Genomic DNA, 20679 nt, shown 5'->3' with positions numbered 1-20679 from the left:
GTTAGACTTTTTGGCGTGAATGCGTCGTTTGACAACCCCGGATCTTATCAAGAAGGCGTGCCGGCGTCCTGTCGTTGCGTCTGATTCGAGTACTTGCCCGCAGAGCGGGTCTTCCTCTTCGCAGCCCTCCCGATTTACGGCCAGCCATGCTCAAGATTTACAACACCCTCACCCGCGAGAAGCAGGATTTCGTTCCGATCGAACCCGGCCGGGTGCGCATGTACGTGTGCGGCATGACTGTGTACGACTACTGCCACCTCGGCCACGCCCGCGTGATGGTCGTGTTCGACATGGTGACGCGCTGGCTGCGCGCAGCGGATTATCAGGTCACCTACGTCCGCAACATCACCGACATCGACGACAAGATCATCAAGCGGGCGGCCGAGAACGGTGAAACGATGCGCGCGCTGACCGACCGCTTCATCGCCGCGATGCACGAGGACGCGGATGCGCTGGGCGTGCTGCGACCGGATCACGAGCCGCGCGCCACCGAATTCGTGCCGCAGATGCAGTCGCTGATCCAGCGCCTGGAGCAGAAGGGCCTGGCCTATCGCGCGGCCAGCGGCGACGTGAACTACAGCGTCCGCAAGTTCGACGGCTACGGCAAGCTGTCGGGCAAGTCGCTCGACGACCTGCGTGCCGGCGAGCGCGTCGATGTGATCGACGACAAGCAGGACCCGCTCGATTTCGTGCTTTGGAAGCACGCCAAGCCGGCCGAGCCGGCCGAGGCGAAGTGGGCGTCACCGTGGGGCGACGGCCGCCCGGGCTGGCACATCGAGTGCTCGGCCATGAGTTCGCAGCTGCTCGGCGACCAGTTCGACATCCACGGCGGCGGTGCCGACCTGCAGTTCCCGCACCACGAGAACGAGATCGCCCAGAGCGAGGGCGCGCACGGCCACACCTTCGTCAATTACTGGATGCACAACGGTTTCGTCCGCGTCGACGACGAGAAGATGTCGAAGTCGCTGGGCAACTTCTTCACCATCCGCGAGGTGCTGCAGAAGTACGACGCCGAGGTGGTGCGCTTCTTCATTCTGCGCGCCCATTACCGCAGCCCGCTCAATTACTCCGACGCCCATCTCGACGACGCGCGCGGCGCACTGACCCGACTTTATACGACACTGAAGAACGTGCCGCCCGTCAGCCGTGCGCCTGACTGGTCGACGCCGGCAGGAAGCCGCTTCCGCACAGCGATGGACGACGATTTCAACACGCCTGAAGCGATGGCAGTGCTGTTCGACCTGTCGGCCGAAGCCAACCGCAGCGGCGACGCAGCCGTGGCGGGCGAACTGCGCGCGCTGGCCGGGGTGCTCGGTCTGCTGGAACGTTCTCCCGAAGACTTCCTCAAAGGCCGTGCACAGGCTGGCGGTCTGGATGACGCGCAGATCGAGGCATTGATCGCGCAACGGGTGGCCGCCAAGAAGGCACGCGACTTCGCGACCGCCGACCGCGTGCGCGACGAACTGAAGCAGCAGGGCGTCATCCTCGAAGATTCGGCCGCTGGAACGACTTGGCGCCGTGCGTAACATGGAGTTTTGCAGTCGGGCATGCGTGCGATCACGATCAAATCGGCGTGGAACGGCCACAGTGACTGCGAAGGCTGCAGCATCCGCCAGTCGGTGCTGTTCGCCGACCTGGTGGAGGCCGATTTCGCGCTTCTGCATGAGCAGATAGACGACCTGGATTACCCCTCCAGCGCCGTCATCTATCACGCCGGCGCCCATGGCGACTGGCTGTTCACCTTGCGCGCTGGCGCGATCAAGCTGGTGCGCTACAGCAACGACGGCAACCAGCGCATCCTGCGCGTGCTGCGGCCGGGCGACGTGTGCGGCCTCGAAGCGCTGGTACGGCCTGGCTACGATCACACGGCAATCACACTGGCGCCGACCAAGATCTGCCGCATCCCGCGCATCTTGATTGAACGCCTCAATCGGGAAACGCCGCGACTGCAGAAACCGCTGTTCGAGCACTGGTACGCCGCACTGGCCGAAGCGGACGCCTGGCTGGCCGAACTGGCCGCCGGACACGCCGACGTGAAAACGCGGGTGGCGCGCCTGCTGCTGCGACTGCGCACCGAAGAGGCACCCGGCAGGGCGATCCGCCTCAGTCTGGAAGACATCGGCGCCATCCTCGGCGTCGCCCCGGAATCGGCCAGTCGTGCGCTCGGGTTGTTGCGACGCAGCAACCTGCTCACTGACGCGGACAGCCGCTACCACTGGCGCATCGACGCTTCAGGTCTCGCCGCACTTCTTGCGGCGCACGATCAAGAAAACTGATCCAACGTTGCCGAATGCAATGCCTTTCTTAGGCAGGACCTGCTGCGCCTGAACAAATCGCATCATTCGTGACTCTTATAGCAGACATAAGACCCCGTTATGGTTAAAGTGCGACCTCCGTAAGGATGACCGCAGGCGCAGTCGGCGGTCAGCAGGGTCCGACGCATACACCTACCCGGTGGATGCCGAGTCTGTTTCAACCGTCGAACCGGGACGGCAATGGTTACCACCCTTGTCCGATTCCGGTGGATTTTGGAGAGCGTCGCAATGAAAGTCGTCCTGTCGCCGGAGCAGCTGAACTCCGGAGAGATCCCCGTTCCGGCCTGGGTCAAAAACCGCAAGCTGGTGAAATGGGTTGCCGAGATCGCTGCGCTGACCAAGCCCGCCGCGATCCACTGGTGTGATGGTTCGCAGGAGGAGTACGACCGCCTGTGCGCCGACATGGTCGCCGCCGGCACCATGCGCCGCCTGAACCCCGAGAAGCGCCCGAATTCCTATCTCGCCTGGTCCGACCCGTCCGACGTGGCGCGTGTCGAAGACCGCACCTTCATCTGTTCCGAACGCCAGGAAGACGCCGGCCCGACCAACAACTGGATGGCCCCGGCCGAAATGCGGCAGACGCTGAACGGCCTGTTCGACGGCTGCATGCGCGGCCGCACGATGTACGTCGTGCCGTTCTCGATGGGTCCGCTCGGTTCGCACATTTCGCAGATCGGCATCGAGCTGTCCGATTCGCCCTATGTCGCCGTCAACATGCGCATCATGACCCGCATGGGCAAGGCTGTTTACGACGTGCTGGGCGAGGACGGCGAGTACGTGCCCTGCGTGCACACCGTCGGCAAGCCGCTGGCCGCCGGCGAGCAGGACGTGCCGTGGCCGTGCAACGCCACCAAGTACATCGTGCATTACCCGGAAACCCGCGAAATCTGGAGTTTCGGTTCCGGCTACGGCGGCAACGCGCTGCTCGGCAAGAAGTGCTTCGCGCTGCGCATCGCCTCGACCATGGGCCGCGACGAAGGCTGGCTGGCCGAACACATGCTCATCCTTGGCGTGCAGAACCCGCAGGGCGAGAAGCACTACGTCGCGGCCGCTTTCCCGTCGGCCTGCGGCAAGACCAATTTCGCGATGCTCATCCCGCCCAAGGGTTTCGAGGGCTGGAAGGTGACCACCATCGGCGACGACATCGCCTGGATCAAGCCGGGCAAGGACGGCCGCCTGTACGCGATCAACCCGGAAGCCGGCTACTTCGGCGTCGCCCCCGGCACCAACGACAGCACCAATGCCAACTGCATGGCTTCGCTGCGTTCCGACACCATCTTCACCAATGTCGCGCTGACCGACGACGGCGACGTCTGGTGGGAAGGCATGACGAAAACGCCGCCGGCCCATCTGACCGACTGGCAGGGCAAGGACTGGACGCCTGAAATCGCCAAGCAGACCGGCGCCAAGGCCGCTCACCCGAACGCCCGCTTCACCGTCGCCGCCACCCAGAACCCGGTCATCGACCCGGCCTGGGACGATCCGGCCGGCGTGCCGATCTCGGCCTTCATCTTCGGCGGTCGTCGTTCGACCACGGTGCCGCTGGTGACCGAGGCGCGCAACTGGATCGAAGGCGTCTACATGGCTGCAACCATGGGTTCGGAAACCACCGCTGCCGCCGCCGGCCAGCAGGGCGTGGTGCGCCGCGACCCGTTCGCCATGCTGCCCTTCTGCGGCTACAACATGAGCGACTACTTTGCGCACTGGCTCAAGCTCGGCCAGAACCTGTCCGCGCAGGGCGGCGCGCTGCCGCGCATCTTCTGCGTGAACTGGTTCCGTACCGACGACAACGGCAAGTTCGTGTGGCCGGGCTTCGGCGAGAACATGCGCGTGCTGAAGTGGATGCTGGACCGCGTGGCCGGTGGCGCCGACGGTGCCGAACACCTGTTCGGTACCAGCCCGCGCTACGACGACCTGAGTTGGGCTGGCACCGAGTTCAGCCGCGAACTGTTCGAGCGCATCACCTCGATCGACGTGGCCGCCTGGCAGCAGGAAATCGCGCTGCACGACGAACTGTTCGATCGCCTACAGCACCGCCTGCCTGAGGCGCTGGCCGCAGTGAAAGCGCAGATCGCGAAAAAGCTGGCTGCCTGATCAGGTGCTTACCGACCGCGGGGGTGCCGCGGTCGGCAGTTGCCGGCTTCGCCAATGAAAAAGCCCGCTTGTGCGGGCTTTTTCATTGGGCGTGCTGCCTGCGTCAGCCGGCGAAGAAATCCTTCATCTTGTCCATCCACGACTTGGCTCGCGGGCTGTGGCTCGCCTCGTCGCTGCGGTTGATGTCGTCGAATTCCTTCAGCAGTTCGCGCTGACGTGCCGTCAGGTTCACCGGCGTCTCGACCACGACGTGGCACATCAGGTCGCCCGGATAGCTGCTGCGCACGCCCTTGATGCCTTTTCCGCGCAGGCGGAACACCTTGCCCGACTGGGTTTCGGCCGGGATCTTGATCTTGGCTGCGCCATCCAGCGTCGGGATTTCGATCTCGCCGCCCAGCGCGGCGGTGGCGAAGCCGATCGGCATTTCGCAGTGCAGGTCGTCGCCTTCGCGCTGGAACACGGTGTGCGGCTTGATGTGGATCTGCACGTACAGGTCGCCGGCCGGACCGCCGCCCTGGCCGCGCTCGCCTTCGCCGGCCAGGCGGATGCGGTCGCCCTCGTCGATGCCGGCCGGAATCTTCACCTGCAGCGTCTTGCTGCCCTTGACGCGCCCGGCGCCGTGGCAGTCATTGCACGGATCCTTCACCATCTTGCCGGTGCCGTGGCACTTCGGGCAGGTCTGCTGGATAGAGAAGAAGCCCTGCTGCATGCGCACCTGGCCGACACCGTTGCAGGTGGTGCAGGTGACCGGCTTGGTGCCCGGCTTGGCGCCGGTGCCGCCGCAGGTGCCGCAGTCGTCCATGGTCGGGATGCGGATGCGCGTGTCGGTGCCGCGCGCCGCCTCTTCGAGCGATACTTCGAGGTTGTAGCGCAGGTCGGCGCCGCGATAGACACCGCTGCGGCCGCCGCCGCGTCCGCCCTGGTTGCCGAAGATTTCGCCGAAGATGTCGCCGAAGGCGTCGCCGAAACCGCCGAAGCCCTGACCGCCGCCCCCGCCGCCGCCCATGTTCGGGTCGACGCCGGCGTGTCCGTACTGGTCGTAGGCCGCACGTTTCTGTCCGTCGGACAGGATTTCGTAGGCTTCCTTCGCTTCCTTGAACTTGTCTTCGGCTTCCTTGCTGTCCGGATTGCGGTCCGGGTGGTACTTCATCGCCAGCTTGCGGTAAGCCTTCTTGATCTCGTCATCGGAGGCGTCGCGGTTGACGCCCAGGATGTCGTAAAAATCTTTCTTCGCCATTCGTTTTCACCACAGATGCGCCAAAGGCACAGCGCGTCAGGAAGGGCTCCTGCCGCGCTGTGCCTCGGTCGTTGAACTGCTCGCTGTCAGCGTCGGGAGCGCAGCTTACTTCTTGTCCTTCACCTCGGTGAATTCCGCATCGACCACGTCGCCGTCGTCGTCCTTGCGGCTGCCGGGTGCAGCACCGCCGGCAGCTTCACCGGCCGCGGCCTGCTGTTCGGCGTACATCGCCTCACCCAGCTTCTGCGCGGCAGTCGCAAGCGCGGCGCTCTTGGCGTCGATCGCTTCCTTGTCGCCGGAGCGGATGGCTTCTTCCACTTCCTTCAGCGCGGCTTCGATCTTCTCCTTCTCGCCGGCGTCGACCTTGTCGCCGTGCTCGGCCAGCGCCTTGCGCGTCGAATGGACCAGCGCGTCGGCCTGGTTGCGGGCGTCGGCCATCTCGTGCGCGCGCTTGTCTTCTTCGGCGTGCAGTTCGGCGTCCTTCACCATGCGCTGGATCTCTTCTTCCGACAGACCCGAGTTCGCCTTGATGGTGATCTTGTTTTCCTTGCCCGTGCCCTTGTCCTTGGCCGACACGTGCAGGATGCCGTTGGCGTCGATGTCGAAGGTGACCTCGATCTGCGGCATGCCGCGCGGCGCCGGGGCGATGCCTTCCAGGTTGAATTCGCCGAGCGACTTGTTGCCCGATGCCATCTCGCGCTCGCCCTGGTAGACCTTGATGGTCACGGCCGGCTGGTTGTCGTCGGCGGTCGAGAAGGTTTGCGAGAACTTGGTCGGCACCGTCGTGTTCTTCTGGATCATCTTGGTCATGACGCCGCCCAGCGTCTCGATGCCCAGCGACAGCGGGGTCACGTCGAGCAGCAGCACGTCCTTGACGTCGCCCTGCAGCACGCCACCCTGGATGGACGCGCCGACGGCGACCGCCTCATCCGGGTTCACGTCCTTGCGCGGCTCCTTGCCGAAGAATTCGCGCACCTTTTCCTGCACCTTGGGCATGCGGGTCATGCCGCCGACCAGGATGACGTCGTCGATGTCGCCGATCTTGACGCCCGAATCCTTCAGCGCGATGCGGCAGGGCTCGATCGAACGCTCGATCAGCTCTTCCACCAGCGACTCGAACTTGGCGCGGGTGATCTTGATCGCCAGGTGCTTCGGGCCGGACGCGTCGGCGGTGATGTAGGGCAGGTTGATTTCGGTCTGCGCGCTCGACGACAGCTCGATCTTCGCCTTTTCGGCCGCTTCCTTCAGGCGCTGCAGCGCGAGGATGTCCTTCTTCAGGTCGACGCCCTGGTCCTTCTTGAACTCGTCGATCACGTAATCGATGATGCGCTGGTCGAAGTCCTCGCCGCCGAGGAAGGTGTCGCCGTTGGTGGCCAGCACTTCGAACTGGTGTTCGCCATCGACGTCAGCGATTTCGATGATGGACACGTCGAAGGTGCCGCCGCCGAGGTCATACACGGCGATCTTGGAGTCGCCCGGCTTCTTGTCCATGCCGAAGGCGAGCGCGGCAGCGGTCGGCTCGTTGATGATGCGCTTGACGTCCAGACCGGCGATGCGGCCGGCGTCCTTGGTGGCCTGACGCTGGCTGTCGTTGAAGTAGGCCGGCACCGTGATGACGGCTTCGGTCACTTCCTCGCCCAGGTAGTCCTCGGCGGTTTTCTTCATCTTGCGCAGCACTTCGGCCGACACCTGCGGCGGCGCGATCTTCTTGCCGCGCACCTCGACCCAGGCGTCGCCGTTGTCGGCCTTGGAGATCTTGTAGGGCATCAGCGCGATGTCCTTCTGCACTTCCTTCTCTTCGAAGCGGCGGCCGATCAGGCGCTTGACGGCGAACAGCGTGTTGGCGGCGTTGGTGACGGCCTGGCGCTTGGCCGAGGCGCCAACGAGGATTTCGCCGTCGTCGGTGTAGGCGACGATGGACGGCGTCGTGCGCGCGCCTTCGGAGTTCTCGATCACCTTGGGCTTGCCGCCTTCCATCACGGAAACGCAGCTATTGGTGGTGCCCAGGTCGATACCGATGATTTTTCCCATGTTCGGGGTCCTCTATATATATGCGGTTGGAGGAGAGAGCTTGTCTGAGGTCGAAGTGGGGCGTTTGCCCCTGCATTTCAAGGGGCTTTTCAGCCCGCAGCCTTCGAAACGATGACCAGGGCGGGGCGCAGCACGCGGTCGTGCAGCAGATAACCCTTCTGCAGCACCTGCACCACGTGATTCGGCTCGCCCGGCGCCTCGATCTGGCTGATCGCCTGGTGCTTGTGCGGGTCGAACTTCTCGCCCAGCGGGTTCACTTCCTCGACGCTGGCGCCCGAAAAAGCCTGCACCAGCTGCTTCAGCGTCAGTTCGACGCCTTCGCGGATCTTGGCGGCGTCGTTCGAGGTGTCGGCCAGCGCCGCTTCCAGGCTGTCCTTGACCGGCACCATGGCGGAAGCGAACTTCTCGCCGGCGAATTTGCCCGCCTTGATCACGTCCTCGGCGGCGCGACGGCGCATGTTTTCGGTTTCGGCCTTGGCGCGCAGCAGCGCGTCCTGCAGTTCGGCCACCTTTTGCTCGGCGGCGGCCAGCGCCTCGGGCGTCACGGCAGCGGCCGGCGTAGCGGCTTCGGTGTTGGGGGCGGCCTGCTGTTCTTCGGGCACCGGTTGCGGGGTCTGCTCGGTCATGCGGGAAATCCTCTGAATCTGAGACCCGCCGGAAATGGGGGCGTCCGGACACATTTCAAGCCCGGAAAGTGGACTTTCCATCAGCCTTTTGACCCATTCTTTGTCCGGCGCTTGGCGATGGCCTATCATTCGCGGTTCATGACGCGTCCATCGCTCCACACGACATGCTCGAACGCATTGGCAAATACAGGGTAATCCGCGAGATCGGCAAGGGCGCCACCGCGACTGTCTACCTGTGCAAGTGCGACGACATCGAGGAAATGGTCGCCGTCAAGCTGGTCGATTTCGGCGACAAGAACCGCGATCAGGGCAAGTGGTCGCGGCGCATGCGCAAGCTTTTCCTGACCGAGGCGGCGATCGCCGCCAAGCTCGACCATCCGAACATCATCCGCATCTACGATGCGCAGGTCGAGGAGAACCGGGCCTATCTGGTCATGGAGTTCATCGACGGCCAGCCGCTCGACCACTACTGCGAATTCAACACGATGCTGCCGCTGCCGCGCGCGGTGAGCATCGTGTTCAAGTGCGCGATGGCTCTCGATTACGCCTTCCGCCACGGCGTCGTGCACCGCGACATCAAGCCGGCCAACATCCTGATCGGCGCCAACGACCTGGTGAAGGTGACCGATTTCGGTCTGGCGCTGAACGTCGCGAAGGAAAACGACAAGGATTCGACCTTCATCATGGGCGTCGGCTCGCCGGCCTACATGAGTCCGGAACAGGTGAAGGGCTATCCGCTGAACCAGAAGACCGACCTCTATTCGCTGGGAGTCGTGCTGTTCCACCTGCTGACCGGGCGGCTGCCCTTCCGCGCCAAGCATCCGGCCCAGCTCATCTACAAGATCATCAACGCCGACCCGCCGTCGGCGTCGCAACTGAACCCGGAAGTGCCGGAAGCGATGGATCGGGTGATCCGCAAGGCGCTGGAGAAGGACCTCTACTCGCGCTACAAGAACGGCGCCGAGTTCGCGAAGGACCTGTCGACGGTGCGGTTCAAGATCCTCGACGACAAGTACGTGCCGCCGGACACCACGCGCTTCTCCATCCTGCGCAAGATGACCTTCTTCACCGAATTCGACGACGTCGAGGTGTGGGAGGTGCTGCGCTTCTCGAACTGGCGGCAGTACACCGAGGGCACGGTGCTGATGCGCGAGGGCGACAGCGACAACCGCTTCGGGCTGATCGTGTCCGGCCATGTCCGGGTGGTGGTCGGTGGCCGGCTGCTGGCCGAACTGGGCCCGGGCGAGGTGGTCGGCGAAATGGGCTATCTCGACCCCAACCACCTTCGCCGCTCGGCGACCGTGATCGCGTCCTCGCCGGTGGCTTTTCTCGAAGTCAGCCCGTCGGCGCTGGCGCTGGCGTCGGAAGAGTGTCTGGAACACTTCCGCGCCCAGCTCATCAGCACCGTGGTGCAACGGCTGGCCCGCGCCAATTCCGCCCTTGCCGCCCAGGGCGAGCAGGTGGTGCTGGCAACCGAATCGGGTTTTTCCGTCATCGGCGGCGGCATCGATCTCGAACTGCTGCCCGATACGCCGGCACGACGCTGAGCGCGCCCGCAACCCCTGCGGCGTGAAGAACGCCCGCCGCCCCGGCTAAAGTTTCGACACGGCAGGCCGAAACTCTCCTCACAAGCACATGGCGACGCCTGTGCTATCGGAAGGAGACCGACCTTGAGCCGCAATTCAGTTTATGGCATCAGCCGCGTGGACAACGAAGCCAGCCGCACGCATGGCTGGCTCGTGACCATACAGCGACGCGGAGTGATACACCGGAAGCACTTCAGCGATGGTGTCTTCGGTGGCAAGCAGAAGGCCTTTGCCGCCGCGAAGCAGTTTCGCGACGACATCATTTCGAAGTTCCCGCCGTTCTCGCTGCGCGAGTATTCGAGCATCGTCAAGAAGAACAACCGTTCCGGCGTGGTCGGCGTGTGCCGCTACTGCGCCTCCGAAACCCGTGACATGCCGGAGGACAAGCAGCGCTGGTTCTGGGTGGCGTCGTGGCCGCTGCCGTCCGGGCGTCGCAAGCGGGTCAAGTTCTCGGTGAACAAGTACGGCGAGGAAGGTGCGTTCAAGATGGCGCTGAAGGCGCGCAAGGATGCGCTGAAGAAGCTCGACGGCCAGTTCGATCCGGGTGCTTCGCGGCGCGGTCGTCCGCGCAAGGCGAAGAACGACGAGAACATCGTGCCGACGCGCGCTGCGGCCTGAACAGGACTGCATTGCGCAACAGAAAGGCGACCGCGAGGTCGCCTTTTTTATTGCTTCGCGCCCATCGCCGTCGCGTTGCGCGCCTGCAGCGCCAGATCGGCCGGCGGCTGGCCGGCTTCGTCCCACCAGTGGCCCAGTTCGCGGCGCACGATGCCGCCCAGCGCGGCGATCCAGTCCGGCCGCTCGTTCAGGCAGGGGATGTAGCTGAACTGCTTGCCGCCGCGACCGATGAAGGCATCGCGGTTCTCGACCGCGATTTCCTCCAGCGTTTCAAGACAGTCAGCGACGAAGCCCGGACACATCACCTCGACACTGCGCAGGCCGCCTTCGGCCAGCTTCTCCAGCGTCGGCTGCGTGTACGGTTCGAGCCAGCGGGCGCGGCCGAAGCGCGACTGGAAGGTGACCAGATAGTCCTCCTTCGCCAGACCGAGCGCCTCGGCAATCAGCCGGCCGGTCTTGTGGCATTCGCAGTGGTAGGGGTCGCCCTTTTCCAGGTGGAAGTGCGGCACGCCATGGAAGGACATGACCAGCTTGTCGGCGCGGCCGTTCTTCTGCCAGTGCTCGCGCACGCTGGCGGCCAGCGCGTCGATATAGCCGCGGTCACCGGCGAAGGCGCGGACGTAGCGCATCTCCGGCAGGTTGCGCCAGCGCAGCAGCGCGCGCGCCATTTCGTCCACCACCGAACCGGTGGTGCTGGAGGCGCCCTGCGGGTACATCGGCACCATCAGGATGCGCGTGAAGCCGTCGGCCTTCATCTGCTGCAGTACGTCGGCAATCGACGGGCTGCCGTAGCGCATCGCGTGTCGCACCTCGATCTCGCGCTGCCCTGCCGCCACCATCCAGCCGCGCAGCAGCTTGGCCTGCCTTTCGGTGTGCACGCGCAGCGGCGAGCCCTCGTCGGTCCACACGGTGGCGTACTTCTCGGCCGACTGCTTCGGCCGGACATTCAGGATGATGCCGTTCAGGATCAGCCACCACAGCGGCTTCGGCACCTCGACCACGCGGTCGTCGGACAGGAATTCCTTCAGGTAGCGGCGCAGCGAAGGCGCATCAGCCTGGTCCGGCGTGCCCAGATTGACCAGCAGCACGCCGGTGCGCGGCATCTGGCCGTGTGAATAAGACGGTTCTTCGACGAAGCGGGACATATCCGGTTTTCTTGTTGTGATCCGTCCCGGTGGAGACGGGTTTTCAGGTCTGGCTCAGCGCGCTCGACAGCAGTTTGGCGGTGACGTCGACGATCGGAATCACGCGCTCGTAGGCCATGCGCGTTGGTCCGATCACGCCGACCGTGCCGACCACCTGGCCCTGCACCTCGTACGGCGCGGTCACCACGCTGCATTCGTCGAGCGGGGCCAGACCGGACTCGCCGCCGATGAAGATCTGCACGCCATCGGCCCGTTGCGACAGGTCGAGCAGACTGGCCAGCTGCGTGCGCTGATCGAACAGCGAGAACAGCTCGCGCAGCCGCGACATGTTGGACGCGAGATCGTCGACCTCGAGCAGGTTGCGCTCGCCGGTGATGACGTACTGCCCCTTGTCGTCGGAGAAGGCCTCGTTGCCGGCCTGCAGCGCGGCCGACATCAGCGTGGTCAGATCGCCGTGCAACTGCTTCAGTTCCGCCTGCAGCCGGCCGCGGATCTCGTCGAAATCGAAGCCGACGTAGTGCTGGTTCAGGTAGTTGGCCGCACTGACCAGCTCCGACGGCGAAAAGTTGCGTTCGGTCAGCAGGATGCGGTTCTGCACCTCGCCGGTGTCGGTCACGATGATGAGCAGGATGCGTTTGTCCGACAGGCTCAGGAATTCGATCTGGCGGATGCGCGGCAACTGGCGGCGCGGCGCGACGACGATGCCGGCGAAGCGGGTGAGCTGCGACAGCAGCTGCGACGCCTGATTGACCAGCAGCCGCGGATCGGCCGGGCGCAGTTCACCTTTCAGTTCGCTGATCTGGCCGGGCTCCAGCGGTTGCACCGACAGCAGCGTGTCGACGAAGAAGCGGTAGCCGCGCGGCGTCGGGATGCGGCCGGCCGAGGTGTGCGGGCTGGCGATGTAGCCCATGTCCTCAAGGTCGGACATGACATTGCGGATGGTCGCCGGCGACAGGTCGAGGCCGGAGTACTTCGACAGCGTGCGCGAACCCACCGGTTGGCCGTCGGCGATGTAGCGCTCGACCAGGGTCTTGAGCAGCAGTCTCGATCGATCTTCAAGCATGGCGCGGGTGGCGGGATACGGATCCTGATGCGGTTGCGGAGACTGATTCTAGAGCAGCGCCGGCGTGTTGGCGCCGTCAGCGCACCGATATTGACACAGCCGCCGTCACACCGCCGTGCCGTCGATGACGGCTCGGGGCTTTGTGGTTTAATTCGCCGATGAAAAACGAATCCCCGGCCTTTGGCTGCGTCGCGCTGATCGGCAAGTACCAGAGCGCCGAAGTGGCCGAGTCACTGCGCGCACTGGCGCACTGGCTGAGCGAGTCCGGGCGCGAGGTGCTGATCGAGCAGGCATCGGCCGAAGTGCTGCCGGACGACCGCTTCGAGGCGGCCGATTTCGATACCCTGGGCCGCCGCGCAAAGCTCGCTGTGGTCGTGGGCGGCGATGGCTCGCTGATCAGTGCCGCACGCAAGCTGGCGCCGCACGACGTGCCGCTGGTCGGCATCAATCAGGGCCGTCTCGGCTTCCTGACCGACGTCGCCCGCTCCAACATGCTGGCGGCGATGGAATCGCTGATGCACGGCCAGTTCCGTCCGGAGCGGCGCGCGCTGATGCAGGCATCGGTGCTGCGCGACGGGGCCGAGGTGTTCTCCGCTTTCGCCTTCAACGACGTGGTCATTTCGAAAGGCGACCTCGGCCGCATGATCGAGTTCGAAATGCGGGTCGACGACGAATTCGTCTACAGCCAGCGCTCCGACGGGCTCATCGTATCGACGCCGACCGGCTCGACCGCCTACTCGCTGTCGGCCAACGGACCCATCCTGCATCCGTCGCTCGGCGGCATGCTCATCGTGCCGCTGTGCCCGCACGCGCTGTCGTCGCGCCCCATCGTGCTGGGCGACTCGGCCGTGCTGAAGGTACGCCTGTTCTCGCGGCACGACGCACGGGCGCACTTCGACGGCCAGGAACACTGCAATCTGCAGGGCGACGACGTGCTGCGCATCGAGCGTTCGCCGTATCGCGTTACCTTGCTGCACCCGCCCGGCTACAGCTACTTCTCGATGCTGCGCGAAAAGCTGCGCTGGAGCGAGGCGCCCAAGGAAGTCTGAACCTCACGTCTGAGTCCCTTTCGTTTCATGCTCGAACGTCTTTTCATCCGCGACTTCATCCTGGTCGACCGGCTCGAACTCGATTTTGCGTCCGGCTTCGGCGCGCTGACCGGCGAGACCGGCGCCGGCAAATCCATCCTGGTCGATGCGCTGGGGCTGCTGCTCGGTGGCCGCGCCGACGCCTCGGTCGTGCGCGCCGGCTGTGACCGGGCGGAACTGTCGGCCGAATTTTCCTGTGCCGCCGACAGCGCTGTCGCCAGCTGGCTGAAGGAGCAGGATTTCGAACTGGAAGAGGGCTTGGTGATCGCTCGTCGGGTCATCGACGCCGGCGGTCGTTCGCGCGCCTACATCAACGGTGCGCCGGCCAGCGTGAGCCAGCTGCGCGATCTGGGTGGCCAGCTGGTCGACATCCACGGCCAGCACGCCCATCAGGCGCTGATGCGCGAGACGGCGCAGCGCGCGCTGTTCGACCAGCACGCTGGTCTGACTGCGCAGGTGGCGACCGTCGGGCGGCTGCATCGCGAATGGCAGCAGCGCGAACAGGCGCTGGCCCGCGCGCTGCAGGACCGCGACGCCGCCGAGCGCGAGCGCGAGCGGCTGCAATGGCAGGTCGAGGAGCTGAACGCACTGGCCTTCGAGCCGCAGGCCTGGGCCGAACTGCAACAGGATCACGGCCGACTGGCGCACGCCACACAATTGCTCGAAGGCTCGGCCGAGGCGCTGGCGCTGATCGAGGAGGGCGAGGCGGCGCTCGACGGGCAACTGGCGCACATCGCGTCGCTGCTTGGCCGGCTGGAAGCATTCGATGCTTCGCTCGGCGAATGTCGTGGCCTGATCGAATCGGCCGCCACACAGGTCGACGAGGCGGCGCGTGCGCTGCGCGCCTACGCGCATCGCATCGATGCCGACCCGGCCGCGCTGGCGCGTGCCGACGAGCGGATCGCGACGGTGCTGGCCTGCGCACGCAAGTATCGTGTCGATCCGGATGAACTGCCGCAGCTGCTGGCCGACAGCCAGGAAGGGCTGCAGCGGCTGGAGGCGGAATCCGACCCGGCCGCGCTCGAAGCGGCGCGCGATGCCGCGCGGGCGGCCTGTGTCGAGGCGGCCAAGGAGCTGTCCAATGCGCGCCGGCCGGCCGCAAAGCAGCTGTCACAGGCGGTGACCGCGGCAATGTCCGAGCTGGCGATGCAGGGCGGGCGCTTCGAAGTGGTGCTGAAGCCGCTCGATCAGCCGTCGGCCACCGGCCTCGAAGAGGTCGAATTCCATGTCGCTGCCAACCCGGGCCAGCCGCTTGCACCGCTGGCCAAGGTGGCTTCGGGCGGCGAGCTGTCACGCATCGGACTGGCCATCCAGGTCATTGCCAGCGCGCGCAGCGGCACGCCGACGCTGGTGTTCGACGAGGTCGATGTCGGCATTGGCGGTCGCGTCGCCGAGGTGGTCGGACGCCAGCTCGCCCGTCTGGGCGAGGCACGTCAGGTGCTGTGCGTGACCCATCTGCCGCAGGTGGCGGCGCGGGCGGCCTGGCAGTGGTCGATCGCCAAGCGCAGCGAGGGCGGGCAGACGCGCAGCTCGGTCACGCCGCTGGATGCGCCGGCGCGCGTCGACGAAATCGCCCGCATGCTGGGCGGCGAGGTGATCACCGACACCACGCGCGCACATGCGCGCGAAATGCTCGGCGCCTGATCAGTTCAGTCCGACGTAGAGCGTGATGATGCCGGTGGCGACGAACAGACCAGCGGCGATGCGTCGTATCCAGTTCACCGGCAGCCGCTGCGCCAGCCTCTGGCCGACATACACCGCTGGTACGTTCGCGATCATCATGCCCAGCGTGGTGCCGGCGACCACCCAGACATAGGCGTCCTCGAAGCGGGCGCCGAGGGCGACTGTGGCCAGCTGCGTCTTGTCGCCCATTTCGGCCATGAAGAACAGCAGGGTCGAGGTCAGGAACACGCCGTGCGCGCTGCCGACCTCGGTTTCCTCCAGCTTGTCCGGCACCAGCGCCCACAGCCCGCAGCCGATGAAGGCGAGGCCGACGATCCAGCGCAGCACCTCCGGCGACAGGACGGAAGCGACCAGCGCGCCGAGCCAGGCGGCCAGCGCGTGGTTCAGCACGGTGGCCACCAGTATGCCGAGGCAGATGGCGCGCGGCCGGCGCATGCGCGCCGCCAGCACGAAGGACAGCAGCTGGGTCTTGTCGCCGATTTCGGCGAGCGCGACCAGCGCGGTGGAAGCGATCAGGGCATCCATGGGCAAGCCGCCGGACGGCGGCGAGGGTGAGCGCGGCTGGACTCAGCCGCGGGGTGTGGTCTTGCGCTTGTTCGGGCAGGCTTCGGTCGAGCAGTCGGCGAAGATGGTCAGCGCATGGTCGTGTACGGTGAAGCCGCGTTCCTTGGCCACCTTGATCTGGCGGCGTTCGATCTCGGCGTCGTAGAACTCCTCGACCTTGCCACACTGGATGCACACCAGGTGATCATGGTGGTGGCCTTCGTTCAGTTCGAACACCGCCTTGCCCGACTCGAAGAAATGGCGTTCGAGCAGGCCAGCTTGCTCGAACTGGGTCAGCACGCGATAGACCGTGGCGAGACCGATGTCCATGTCCTCCTGCAGCAGGGCCTTGTAGACGTCCTCGGCGCTCATGTGGCGCACGTCTGCACGCTGGAAAAGCTCGAGTATCTTAAGTCGCGGCAGCGTGGCCTTGAGGCCGATGTTCTTCAGGTTCTGGGAATTTGCGCTCATCCGGGTCGTCTGGAGGCTATGGCAAGGTCGCTATAATATAGACTTTCGCGTCCGGCCCGGCGTTCCGCCTGCGGTCGCCCGATCATCACCCGAGTCCTGCCCGCGATGTCCCTCGCTCCCTTCGTCACCCTGAGCCGCGTCTGTATAGCGCTTGTTCCGTTGATTGCCGGCTGCAGCAGCTTCGAGGTGCCCGATGCGCTCGACGTCACCAGCAAGCTCAATCCCTACCGTATCGACATCCGCCAGGGCAATCTGGTCACCCAGGACATGGTGGGCCAGCTCAAGGCGGGCATGAGCCGCGAGCAGGTCCGCTTCGTACTCGGTTCGCCGATGCTGGCCGACGTGTTCCATCCGGACCGCTGGGATTACGTCTATTACTTCAAGCCGGGCAACAAACCGGAAGACACGCAGCAGCGCCGGCTCATCGTCTACTTCGAGGACGACAAGCTGGTCAGCGTGGGCGGCGATGTGGTCGCTGCGGAAGATGGCGAAATCCAGCCGCCCGAGCCGCGCACGCGCACGCTCGATCTGGGCGAGGTTGCGGCGCCCGAGAAGAAGTGAAACCGGGCGCTGCGAGCGTCCGCACACAGCGAACTGAAAGGATTTCATGTCACCGATGCGCATAGCGATCGCGGGGGCATCCGGCCGCATGGGCCGCATGCTGATCGAAGCCACCACGCGTGACGAGGGGGCGACGCTGGTCGCAGCCCTCGATCGCCCGGACTCGCCTGCGATCGGCGAGGACGCCTGCGCCTTCCTCGGTATCCGGAGCGGCGTGCTGATCCGCGGCGATGTCGAGGCGGCGCTCGCCGGCGCCGATTTCCTGATCGACTTCACCCGCCCCGAGGCCACGCTGGCTCACCTCGACGCGTGCAAGCGCCTGGGCGTCAAGATGATCATCGGCACCACCGGCTTCAGCGACGCACAGCGTGCGCAACTGACCGAGGCGTCGAAGGAACTGGCCATCGTGTTCGCGCCGAACATGGCGGTCGGCGTCAACGCCGTGTTCAAGCTGCTCGACGTCGCGGCGCGCATCCTGAACAGCGGCTACGACATCGAGGTGATCGAGGCGCACCACCGGATGAAGGTCGATGCGCCGTCGGGTACCGCGCTGCGCATGGGCGAGGTGGTGGCCGACGCGCTGGGCCGCTCGCTTGCCGACTGCGCAATCTACGGTCGCGAAGGACATACCGGCGAGCGCGATGCGAACACCATAGGATTCGCCACCGTGCGCGGCGGTGACATCGTCGGCGATCATACGGTGCTGTTCGCCGGCATCGGCGAGCGGGTCGAGATCACGCACAAGGCGGCCAGCCGCATGCCCTACGCGCTGGGCAGCCTGCGCGCTGCGCGCTGGCTGGTCGAGCGCAGCAGCGGTCTGTACGACATGCAGGACGTGCTCGGCCTGCGCTGAATCGCAACGGCTGCAGTGGCGCTTCAGTGCTGCGGGTGTGTGTCGTTAATTCTGCAGGATCCGGTTCAGGTCATTCATGCACCCAGCGCTGAATACACTGCTGCAACAGCTCGGTCTGTCGTCGCTTGACGACAGGACTGTCGGCGCCTGGCTGGCGGCTCAGTCCGAACCTTCGGCGCTGGCCGGAGCGCTGCGCGAGATCGATCGCCTGCTCGAATCGGCAGGCGGAACGGACGCATCGCGCCACGCCTGGCAATGGATACCTTCCAGCGCACACTTCGTCGTGTCGGCCGAATGCCGGCAGTCGCTGGGCTACAGCCAGGCCGAGCTGCCGGACCTGCTGGCGGTGTGGCGCGACATCCTGCACGAAGACGATCTCGGCAGCTTCGACGCCTGGCTGGAGGACCGTCTGGCGGGAGCGTCGGGTCAGCCGGCGATCGATGTCCGGATGCGGCGTGTCGATGGCGGCATGGTGTGGATGCGCATCGAGGCGACCGCCACCGAGCGCGACGAGCGCGGCCGTGTGGGCAGCGTGTCCGGCCTGATAGGTCAGCTCGATGCGCGCCGTCAGGCCGAGGTCGAGCTGTTGCGTGCCAAGGAGAAGGCGGAGGCGGCCAGCCGCGCCAAGAGCGATTTCCTGGCCAATATGAGCCACGAAATCCGCACGCCGATGAACGGCATCATGGGCATGTCGGCGCTGATGCTCGATACCACGCTGGACAGCGAACAGCGCGAATACGTCAATGCGATCAAGACCTCGGCCGATGCGCTGCTGGTCATCATCAACGACATCCTTGATTTCTCGAAGATCGAGGCCGGCAAGCTGGCGATCGAGGAAGTCGAATGCTCGCCCGGCGAGCTGGTCGGCGAGGCCGCCCGCGGGCTGGCCATCGGTGCCCAGCAGAAGGGGCTGGAGCTGTACTGCCGCATCGCGCCGGATCTGCCGGTACGCGTGCTCGGCGACCCTGGCCGGCTGCGACAGATCCTGGTCAACCTGATCGGTAACGCGGTCAAGTTCACCCAGCGCGGCGAGATCGAGGTCGGTTGCGAAGCGGTCGGCATTCCGGCTGCGACCGGTGCCGAAGCCGAACTGCACCTGTGGGTGCGCGATACCGGCATCGGCATCGACGCGACCAAACAGGCGCTGGTGTTCGAAGCCTTCGCGCAGGCCGATACCTCGACCACGCGCCGCTTCGGCGGCACCGGCCTCGGACTGGCCATCTGCAATCGCCTGGCCACGCTGATGGGCGGCCGCCTGTGGCTGGAAAGCACGCCGGGGCAGGGGTCTACCTTCCATTTCACGATGCGCTGCCGGGTGGTCGAGCAGGCTGGGTTGTCGCCGAACTTCCAGCGTTTCACCGGTCTGCGCGTGCTGCTGATCGAGGATCATCCACCCAGCCGCGGCGTGGTCGCCGCGATGCTGGGCGACATGGGTGCGTCGGCGCTGGCGGTCGGTACCGTGCAGGCGGCGAGGCAGGCGCTCAAGCAGGCGCACGAGAGCGGCCGGCCCTTCGACATCCTGCTGGTCGATCGCACGCTGCCCGACGCCGACGCCTTCGATTTCGTGTCCGGCTTCTGCGAAGGCCCGAACCGGCTGAACCGGGTGGTGATGATGTTCAGTGGTGCCAATCAGGCCGCCGACAACGCGCACGCACGCACGCTGGGCGTGCGCGGGCGCCTGCACAAGCCGTTCTCGGCCCACGAGCTGGCGTCGGCGCTGGGCGAGGCACTGAGCAGCCGGCCGGACGAGGTGCACGAACTGGACGATTTCGCGCTGGCCATCGGTGACCTGGACATCGAGCGCTCGCTGGCGCACGAGGGCCTGGGCGAAAGTCCGAGCCGGCGCGTGCTGCTGGCCGAGGACAATCCGGTCAACCAGCTGGTGGCCGTGCGCACGCTGGAGCGTGCCGGCTACAAGGTAACCGTCGCCAACAACGGGCAGGAAGCGCTGGACCTGCTCGAGCGCGAGAGCTTCGATGTCGTGCTGATGGACGTGCAGATGCCGGTCATGGGTGGCATCGAGGCCACGCGTGCGATACGAGCGCGCGAGCAGCGCCGCTCCTGGGTCATCGACACCGACCACGTCGAGCATCTGCCCATCATCGCGATGACCGCCAATGCGATGAAGGGCGACCGCGAACTGTGCCTGGACGAAGGCATGGACGACTACGTGAGCAAGCCGGTCAAGGCGGACGATCTGCTGGCGGCGCTCGAACGGGTGCTGGCGCGACCGGACGACAGCATGTCGCAGACCGCGATCACCGACGTGAATGGCCTGATGCGCGAACGCCCGGATGCGGCCGATCCGGTGATGGATCTCGAACATACGCTGGCCACGCTGGAAGGCGACCGTGCCATGGTGTTGCGCGTGATCGACGTGTTCCTCGGCGAATTGCCCGAATTGCGTCGCGGACTTGGCGTCTGCGTGCAGGCGCAGGACGGCGGCGGGGCGGCGCGTATCTGTCATCGGCTGCGCGGTTCGCTGTCTGTTTTCGGCGCTGCCGGTGCCGAGGTGAGCGTGACCCGCCTCGAAGATGCCGCACGCGGCGGCGATCTTTCCGATCTGGCAACGCTGCACAAGGACGCAGACCAGCAACTGGCCCGTCTGGGCGACGCGCTTTCCGGTGGTCGGACGAGTGTGGCCGCAATGGTCTGACCGGCAGCGGCGTGCCTCTGCGCACCAAAATTGCGCGCCGCACCACCCCGAGGTATAATTCGCACACTCAGCGGGAGACGCCTCGAACGGCGCCTCCCGCTTCGCATAT

Annotated in this window: 17 protein-coding genes; 10 read left to right on the top strand and 7 right to left on the bottom strand. The window is 65.6% G+C overall.

Annotation, left to right across the window (positions count from 1 at the left end; all coding sequences use genetic code 11):
* Positions 1-146 precede the first annotated feature (146 nt).
* From cysS to METRZ18153_RS0113980, 3 genes are all read left to right on the top strand, one after another.
* Positions 147-1526 carry a cysteine--tRNA ligase gene (gene cysS, locus METRZ18153_RS0113990; RefSeq protein WP_020165310.1) on the top strand — a complete coding sequence of 460 codons (1380 nt, stop codon included), beginning with the start codon at positions 147-149 and terminating at the stop codon, positions 1524-1526.
* 21 nt (positions 1527-1547) lie between these two features.
* Entirely contained in the window at positions 1548-2276 is a 729-nt protein-coding gene (locus METRZ18153_RS0113985; RefSeq protein WP_020165309.1) for a Crp/Fnr family transcriptional regulator, read from the top strand.
* Between the two features lie 267 nt (positions 2277-2543).
* Positions 2544-4409, top strand: a complete 1866-nt coding sequence (locus METRZ18153_RS0113980) for a phosphoenolpyruvate carboxykinase (GTP) (RefSeq protein WP_020165308.1) — start codon at positions 2544-2546, stop codon at positions 4407-4409.
* A 103-nt stretch (positions 4410-4512) separates the two neighbouring features.
* Here the strand turns inward: METRZ18153_RS0113980 and dnaJ are convergent, their stop codons facing one another.
* The 3 genes from dnaJ to grpE all read right to left on the bottom strand — a co-directional run bounded on the left by dnaJ (position 4513) and on the right by grpE (position 8303).
* Positions 4513-5646: a molecular chaperone DnaJ gene (gene dnaJ / locus METRZ18153_RS0113975; protein ID WP_020165307.1), complete on the bottom strand. Its 1134-nt coding sequence runs from the start codon at positions 5644-5646 to the stop codon at positions 4513-4515.
* Positions 5647-5751: 105 nt separating this feature from the next.
* The gene (gene dnaK, locus METRZ18153_RS0113970) at positions 5752-7677 is read right to left on the bottom strand and encodes a molecular chaperone DnaK (RefSeq protein ID WP_020165306.1); all 1926 of its coding nucleotides are present in this window, start codon (positions 7675-7677) and stop codon (positions 5752-5754) included.
* A gap of 89 nt (positions 7678-7766) precedes the next feature.
* A complete protein-coding gene (gene grpE, locus METRZ18153_RS0113965; protein WP_020165305.1) occupies positions 7767-8303 on the bottom strand; it encodes a nucleotide exchange factor GrpE in 537 nt (178 codons plus the stop codon).
* A 164-nt stretch (positions 8304-8467) separates the two neighbouring features.
* Between grpE and METRZ18153_RS0113960 the strand changes: the two genes are divergently transcribed.
* Both METRZ18153_RS0113960 and METRZ18153_RS0113955 read left to right on the top strand, forming a co-directional pair.
* Positions 8468-9850 (top strand): protein kinase domain-containing protein, encoded by a 1383-nt coding sequence (locus METRZ18153_RS0113960; protein WP_019917489.1) that lies wholly within the window; start codon positions 8468-8470, stop codon positions 9848-9850.
* 123 nt (positions 9851-9973) lie between these two features.
* A complete protein-coding gene (locus tag METRZ18153_RS0113955) occupies positions 9974-10507 on the top strand; it encodes an AP2 domain-containing protein (protein ID WP_020165304.1) in 534 nt (177 codons plus the stop codon).
* Between the two features lie 47 nt (positions 10508-10554).
* Here the strand turns inward: METRZ18153_RS0113955 and hemH are convergent, their stop codons facing one another.
* Together hemH and hrcA are read right to left on the bottom strand one after the other, a co-directional pair.
* Entirely contained in the window at positions 10555-11652 is a 1098-nt protein-coding gene (hemH, locus tag METRZ18153_RS0113950; RefSeq protein ID WP_020165303.1) for a ferrochelatase, read from the bottom strand.
* A gap of 43 nt (positions 11653-11695) precedes the next feature.
* Complete coding sequence (hrcA, locus tag METRZ18153_RS0113945) at positions 11696-12715, bottom strand: heat-inducible transcriptional repressor HrcA (protein ID WP_020165302.1); 1020 nt, start codon at positions 12713-12715, stop codon at positions 11696-11698.
* 158 nt (positions 12716-12873) lie between these two features.
* On the opposite strand from hrcA, the gene METRZ18153_RS0113940 reads away from it, so the two are divergent.
* The gene (locus tag METRZ18153_RS0113940) at positions 12874-13764 is read left to right on the top strand and encodes an NAD kinase (RefSeq protein WP_020165301.1); all 891 of its coding nucleotides are present in this window, start codon (positions 12874-12876) and stop codon (positions 13762-13764) included.
* 27 nt (positions 13765-13791) lie between these two features.
* Positions 13792-15447, top strand: a complete 1656-nt coding sequence (gene recN, locus METRZ18153_RS0113935) for a DNA repair protein RecN (RefSeq protein WP_020165300.1) — start codon at positions 13792-13794, stop codon at positions 15445-15447.
* Here the strand turns inward: recN and METRZ18153_RS0113930 are convergent, their stop codons facing one another.
* Both METRZ18153_RS0113930 and fur read right to left on the bottom strand, forming a co-directional pair.
* Entirely contained in the window at positions 15448-16011 is a 564-nt protein-coding gene (locus tag METRZ18153_RS0113930) for a TMEM165/GDT1 family protein (RefSeq protein ID WP_020165299.1), read from the bottom strand.
* 42 nt (positions 16012-16053) lie between these two features.
* Positions 16054-16500 carry a ferric iron uptake transcriptional regulator gene (fur, locus tag METRZ18153_RS0113925; protein ID WP_019917499.1) on the bottom strand — a complete coding sequence of 149 codons (447 nt, stop codon included), beginning with the start codon at positions 16498-16500 and terminating at the stop codon, positions 16054-16056.
* 105 nt (positions 16501-16605) lie between these two features.
* On the opposite strand from fur, the gene METRZ18153_RS0113920 reads away from it, so the two are divergent.
* The 3 genes from METRZ18153_RS0113920 to METRZ18153_RS0113910 all read left to right on the top strand — a co-directional run bounded on the left by METRZ18153_RS0113920 (position 16606) and on the right by METRZ18153_RS0113910 (position 20570).
* Positions 16606-17061, top strand: a complete 456-nt coding sequence (locus METRZ18153_RS0113920) for an outer membrane protein assembly factor BamE (RefSeq protein WP_198291216.1) — start codon at positions 16606-16608, stop codon at positions 17059-17061.
* 55 nt (positions 17062-17116) lie between these two features.
* Positions 17117-17914 (top strand): 4-hydroxy-tetrahydrodipicolinate reductase, encoded by a 798-nt coding sequence (dapB, locus tag METRZ18153_RS0113915; RefSeq protein WP_029143778.1) that lies wholly within the window; start codon positions 17117-17119, stop codon positions 17912-17914.
* Between the two features lie 76 nt (positions 17915-17990).
* Positions 17991-20570: a response regulator gene (locus METRZ18153_RS0113910; RefSeq protein WP_020165296.1), complete on the top strand. Its 2580-nt coding sequence runs from the start codon at positions 17991-17993 to the stop codon at positions 20568-20570.
* Positions 20571-20679 lie beyond the last annotated feature (109 nt).

The sequence above is a fragment of the Methyloversatilis discipulorum genome (assembly GCF_000385375.1).
GTDB classification, from domain to species: domain Bacteria; phylum Pseudomonadota; class Gammaproteobacteria; order Burkholderiales; family Rhodocyclaceae; genus Methyloversatilis; species Methyloversatilis discipulorum_A.
This window is presented reverse-complemented; position numbering and strand designations above follow the sequence as displayed.

Excerpts from the sequence above, each read along its gene's own strand:
- cysS (WP_020165310.1), top strand. The coding sequence starts at position 147 with ATGCTCAAGATTTACAACACCCTCACCCGCGAGAAGCAGGATTTCGTT.
- METRZ18153_RS0113985 (WP_020165309.1), top strand. The coding sequence starts at position 1,548 with ATGCGTGCGATCACGATCAAATCGGCGTGGAACGGCCACAGTGACTGC.
- METRZ18153_RS0113980 (WP_020165308.1), top strand. The coding sequence starts at position 2,544 with ATGAAAGTCGTCCTGTCGCCGGAGCAGCTGAACTCCGGAGAGATCCCC.
- dnaJ (WP_020165307.1), bottom strand. The coding sequence starts at position 5,646 with ATGGCGAAGAAAGATTTTTACGACATCCTGGGCGTCAACCGCGACGCC.
- dnaK (WP_020165306.1), bottom strand. The coding sequence starts at position 7,677 with ATGGGAAAAATCATCGGTATCGACCTGGGCACCACCAATAGCTGCGTT.
- grpE (WP_020165305.1), bottom strand. The coding sequence starts at position 8,303 with ATGACCGAGCAGACCCCGCAACCGGTGCCCGAAGAACAGCAGGCCGCC.
- METRZ18153_RS0113960 (WP_019917489.1), top strand. The coding sequence starts at position 8,468 with ATGCTCGAACGCATTGGCAAATACAGGGTAATCCGCGAGATCGGCAAG.
- hemH (WP_020165303.1), bottom strand. The coding sequence starts at position 11,652 with ATGTCCCGCTTCGTCGAAGAACCGTCTTATTCACACGGCCAGATGCCG.
- hrcA (WP_020165302.1), bottom strand. The coding sequence starts at position 12,715 with ATGCTTGAAGATCGATCGAGACTGCTGCTCAAGACCCTGGTCGAGCGC.
- METRZ18153_RS0113940 (WP_020165301.1), top strand. The coding sequence starts at position 12,874 with ATGAAAAACGAATCCCCGGCCTTTGGCTGCGTCGCGCTGATCGGCAAG.
- recN (WP_020165300.1), top strand. The coding sequence starts at position 13,792 with ATGCTCGAACGTCTTTTCATCCGCGACTTCATCCTGGTCGACCGGCTC.
- METRZ18153_RS0113930 (WP_020165299.1), bottom strand. The coding sequence starts at position 16,011 with ATGGATGCCCTGATCGCTTCCACCGCGCTGGTCGCGCTCGCCGAAATC.
- fur (WP_019917499.1), bottom strand. The coding sequence starts at position 16,500 with ATGAGCGCAAATTCCCAGAACCTGAAGAACATCGGCCTCAAGGCCACG.
- METRZ18153_RS0113920 (WP_198291216.1), top strand. The coding sequence starts at position 16,606 with ATGTCCCTCGCTCCCTTCGTCACCCTGAGCCGCGTCTGTATAGCGCTT.
- dapB (WP_029143778.1), top strand. The coding sequence starts at position 17,117 with ATGCGCATAGCGATCGCGGGGGCATCCGGCCGCATGGGCCGCATGCTG.
- METRZ18153_RS0113910 (WP_020165296.1), top strand. The coding sequence starts at position 17,991 with ATGCACCCAGCGCTGAATACACTGCTGCAACAGCTCGGTCTGTCGTCG.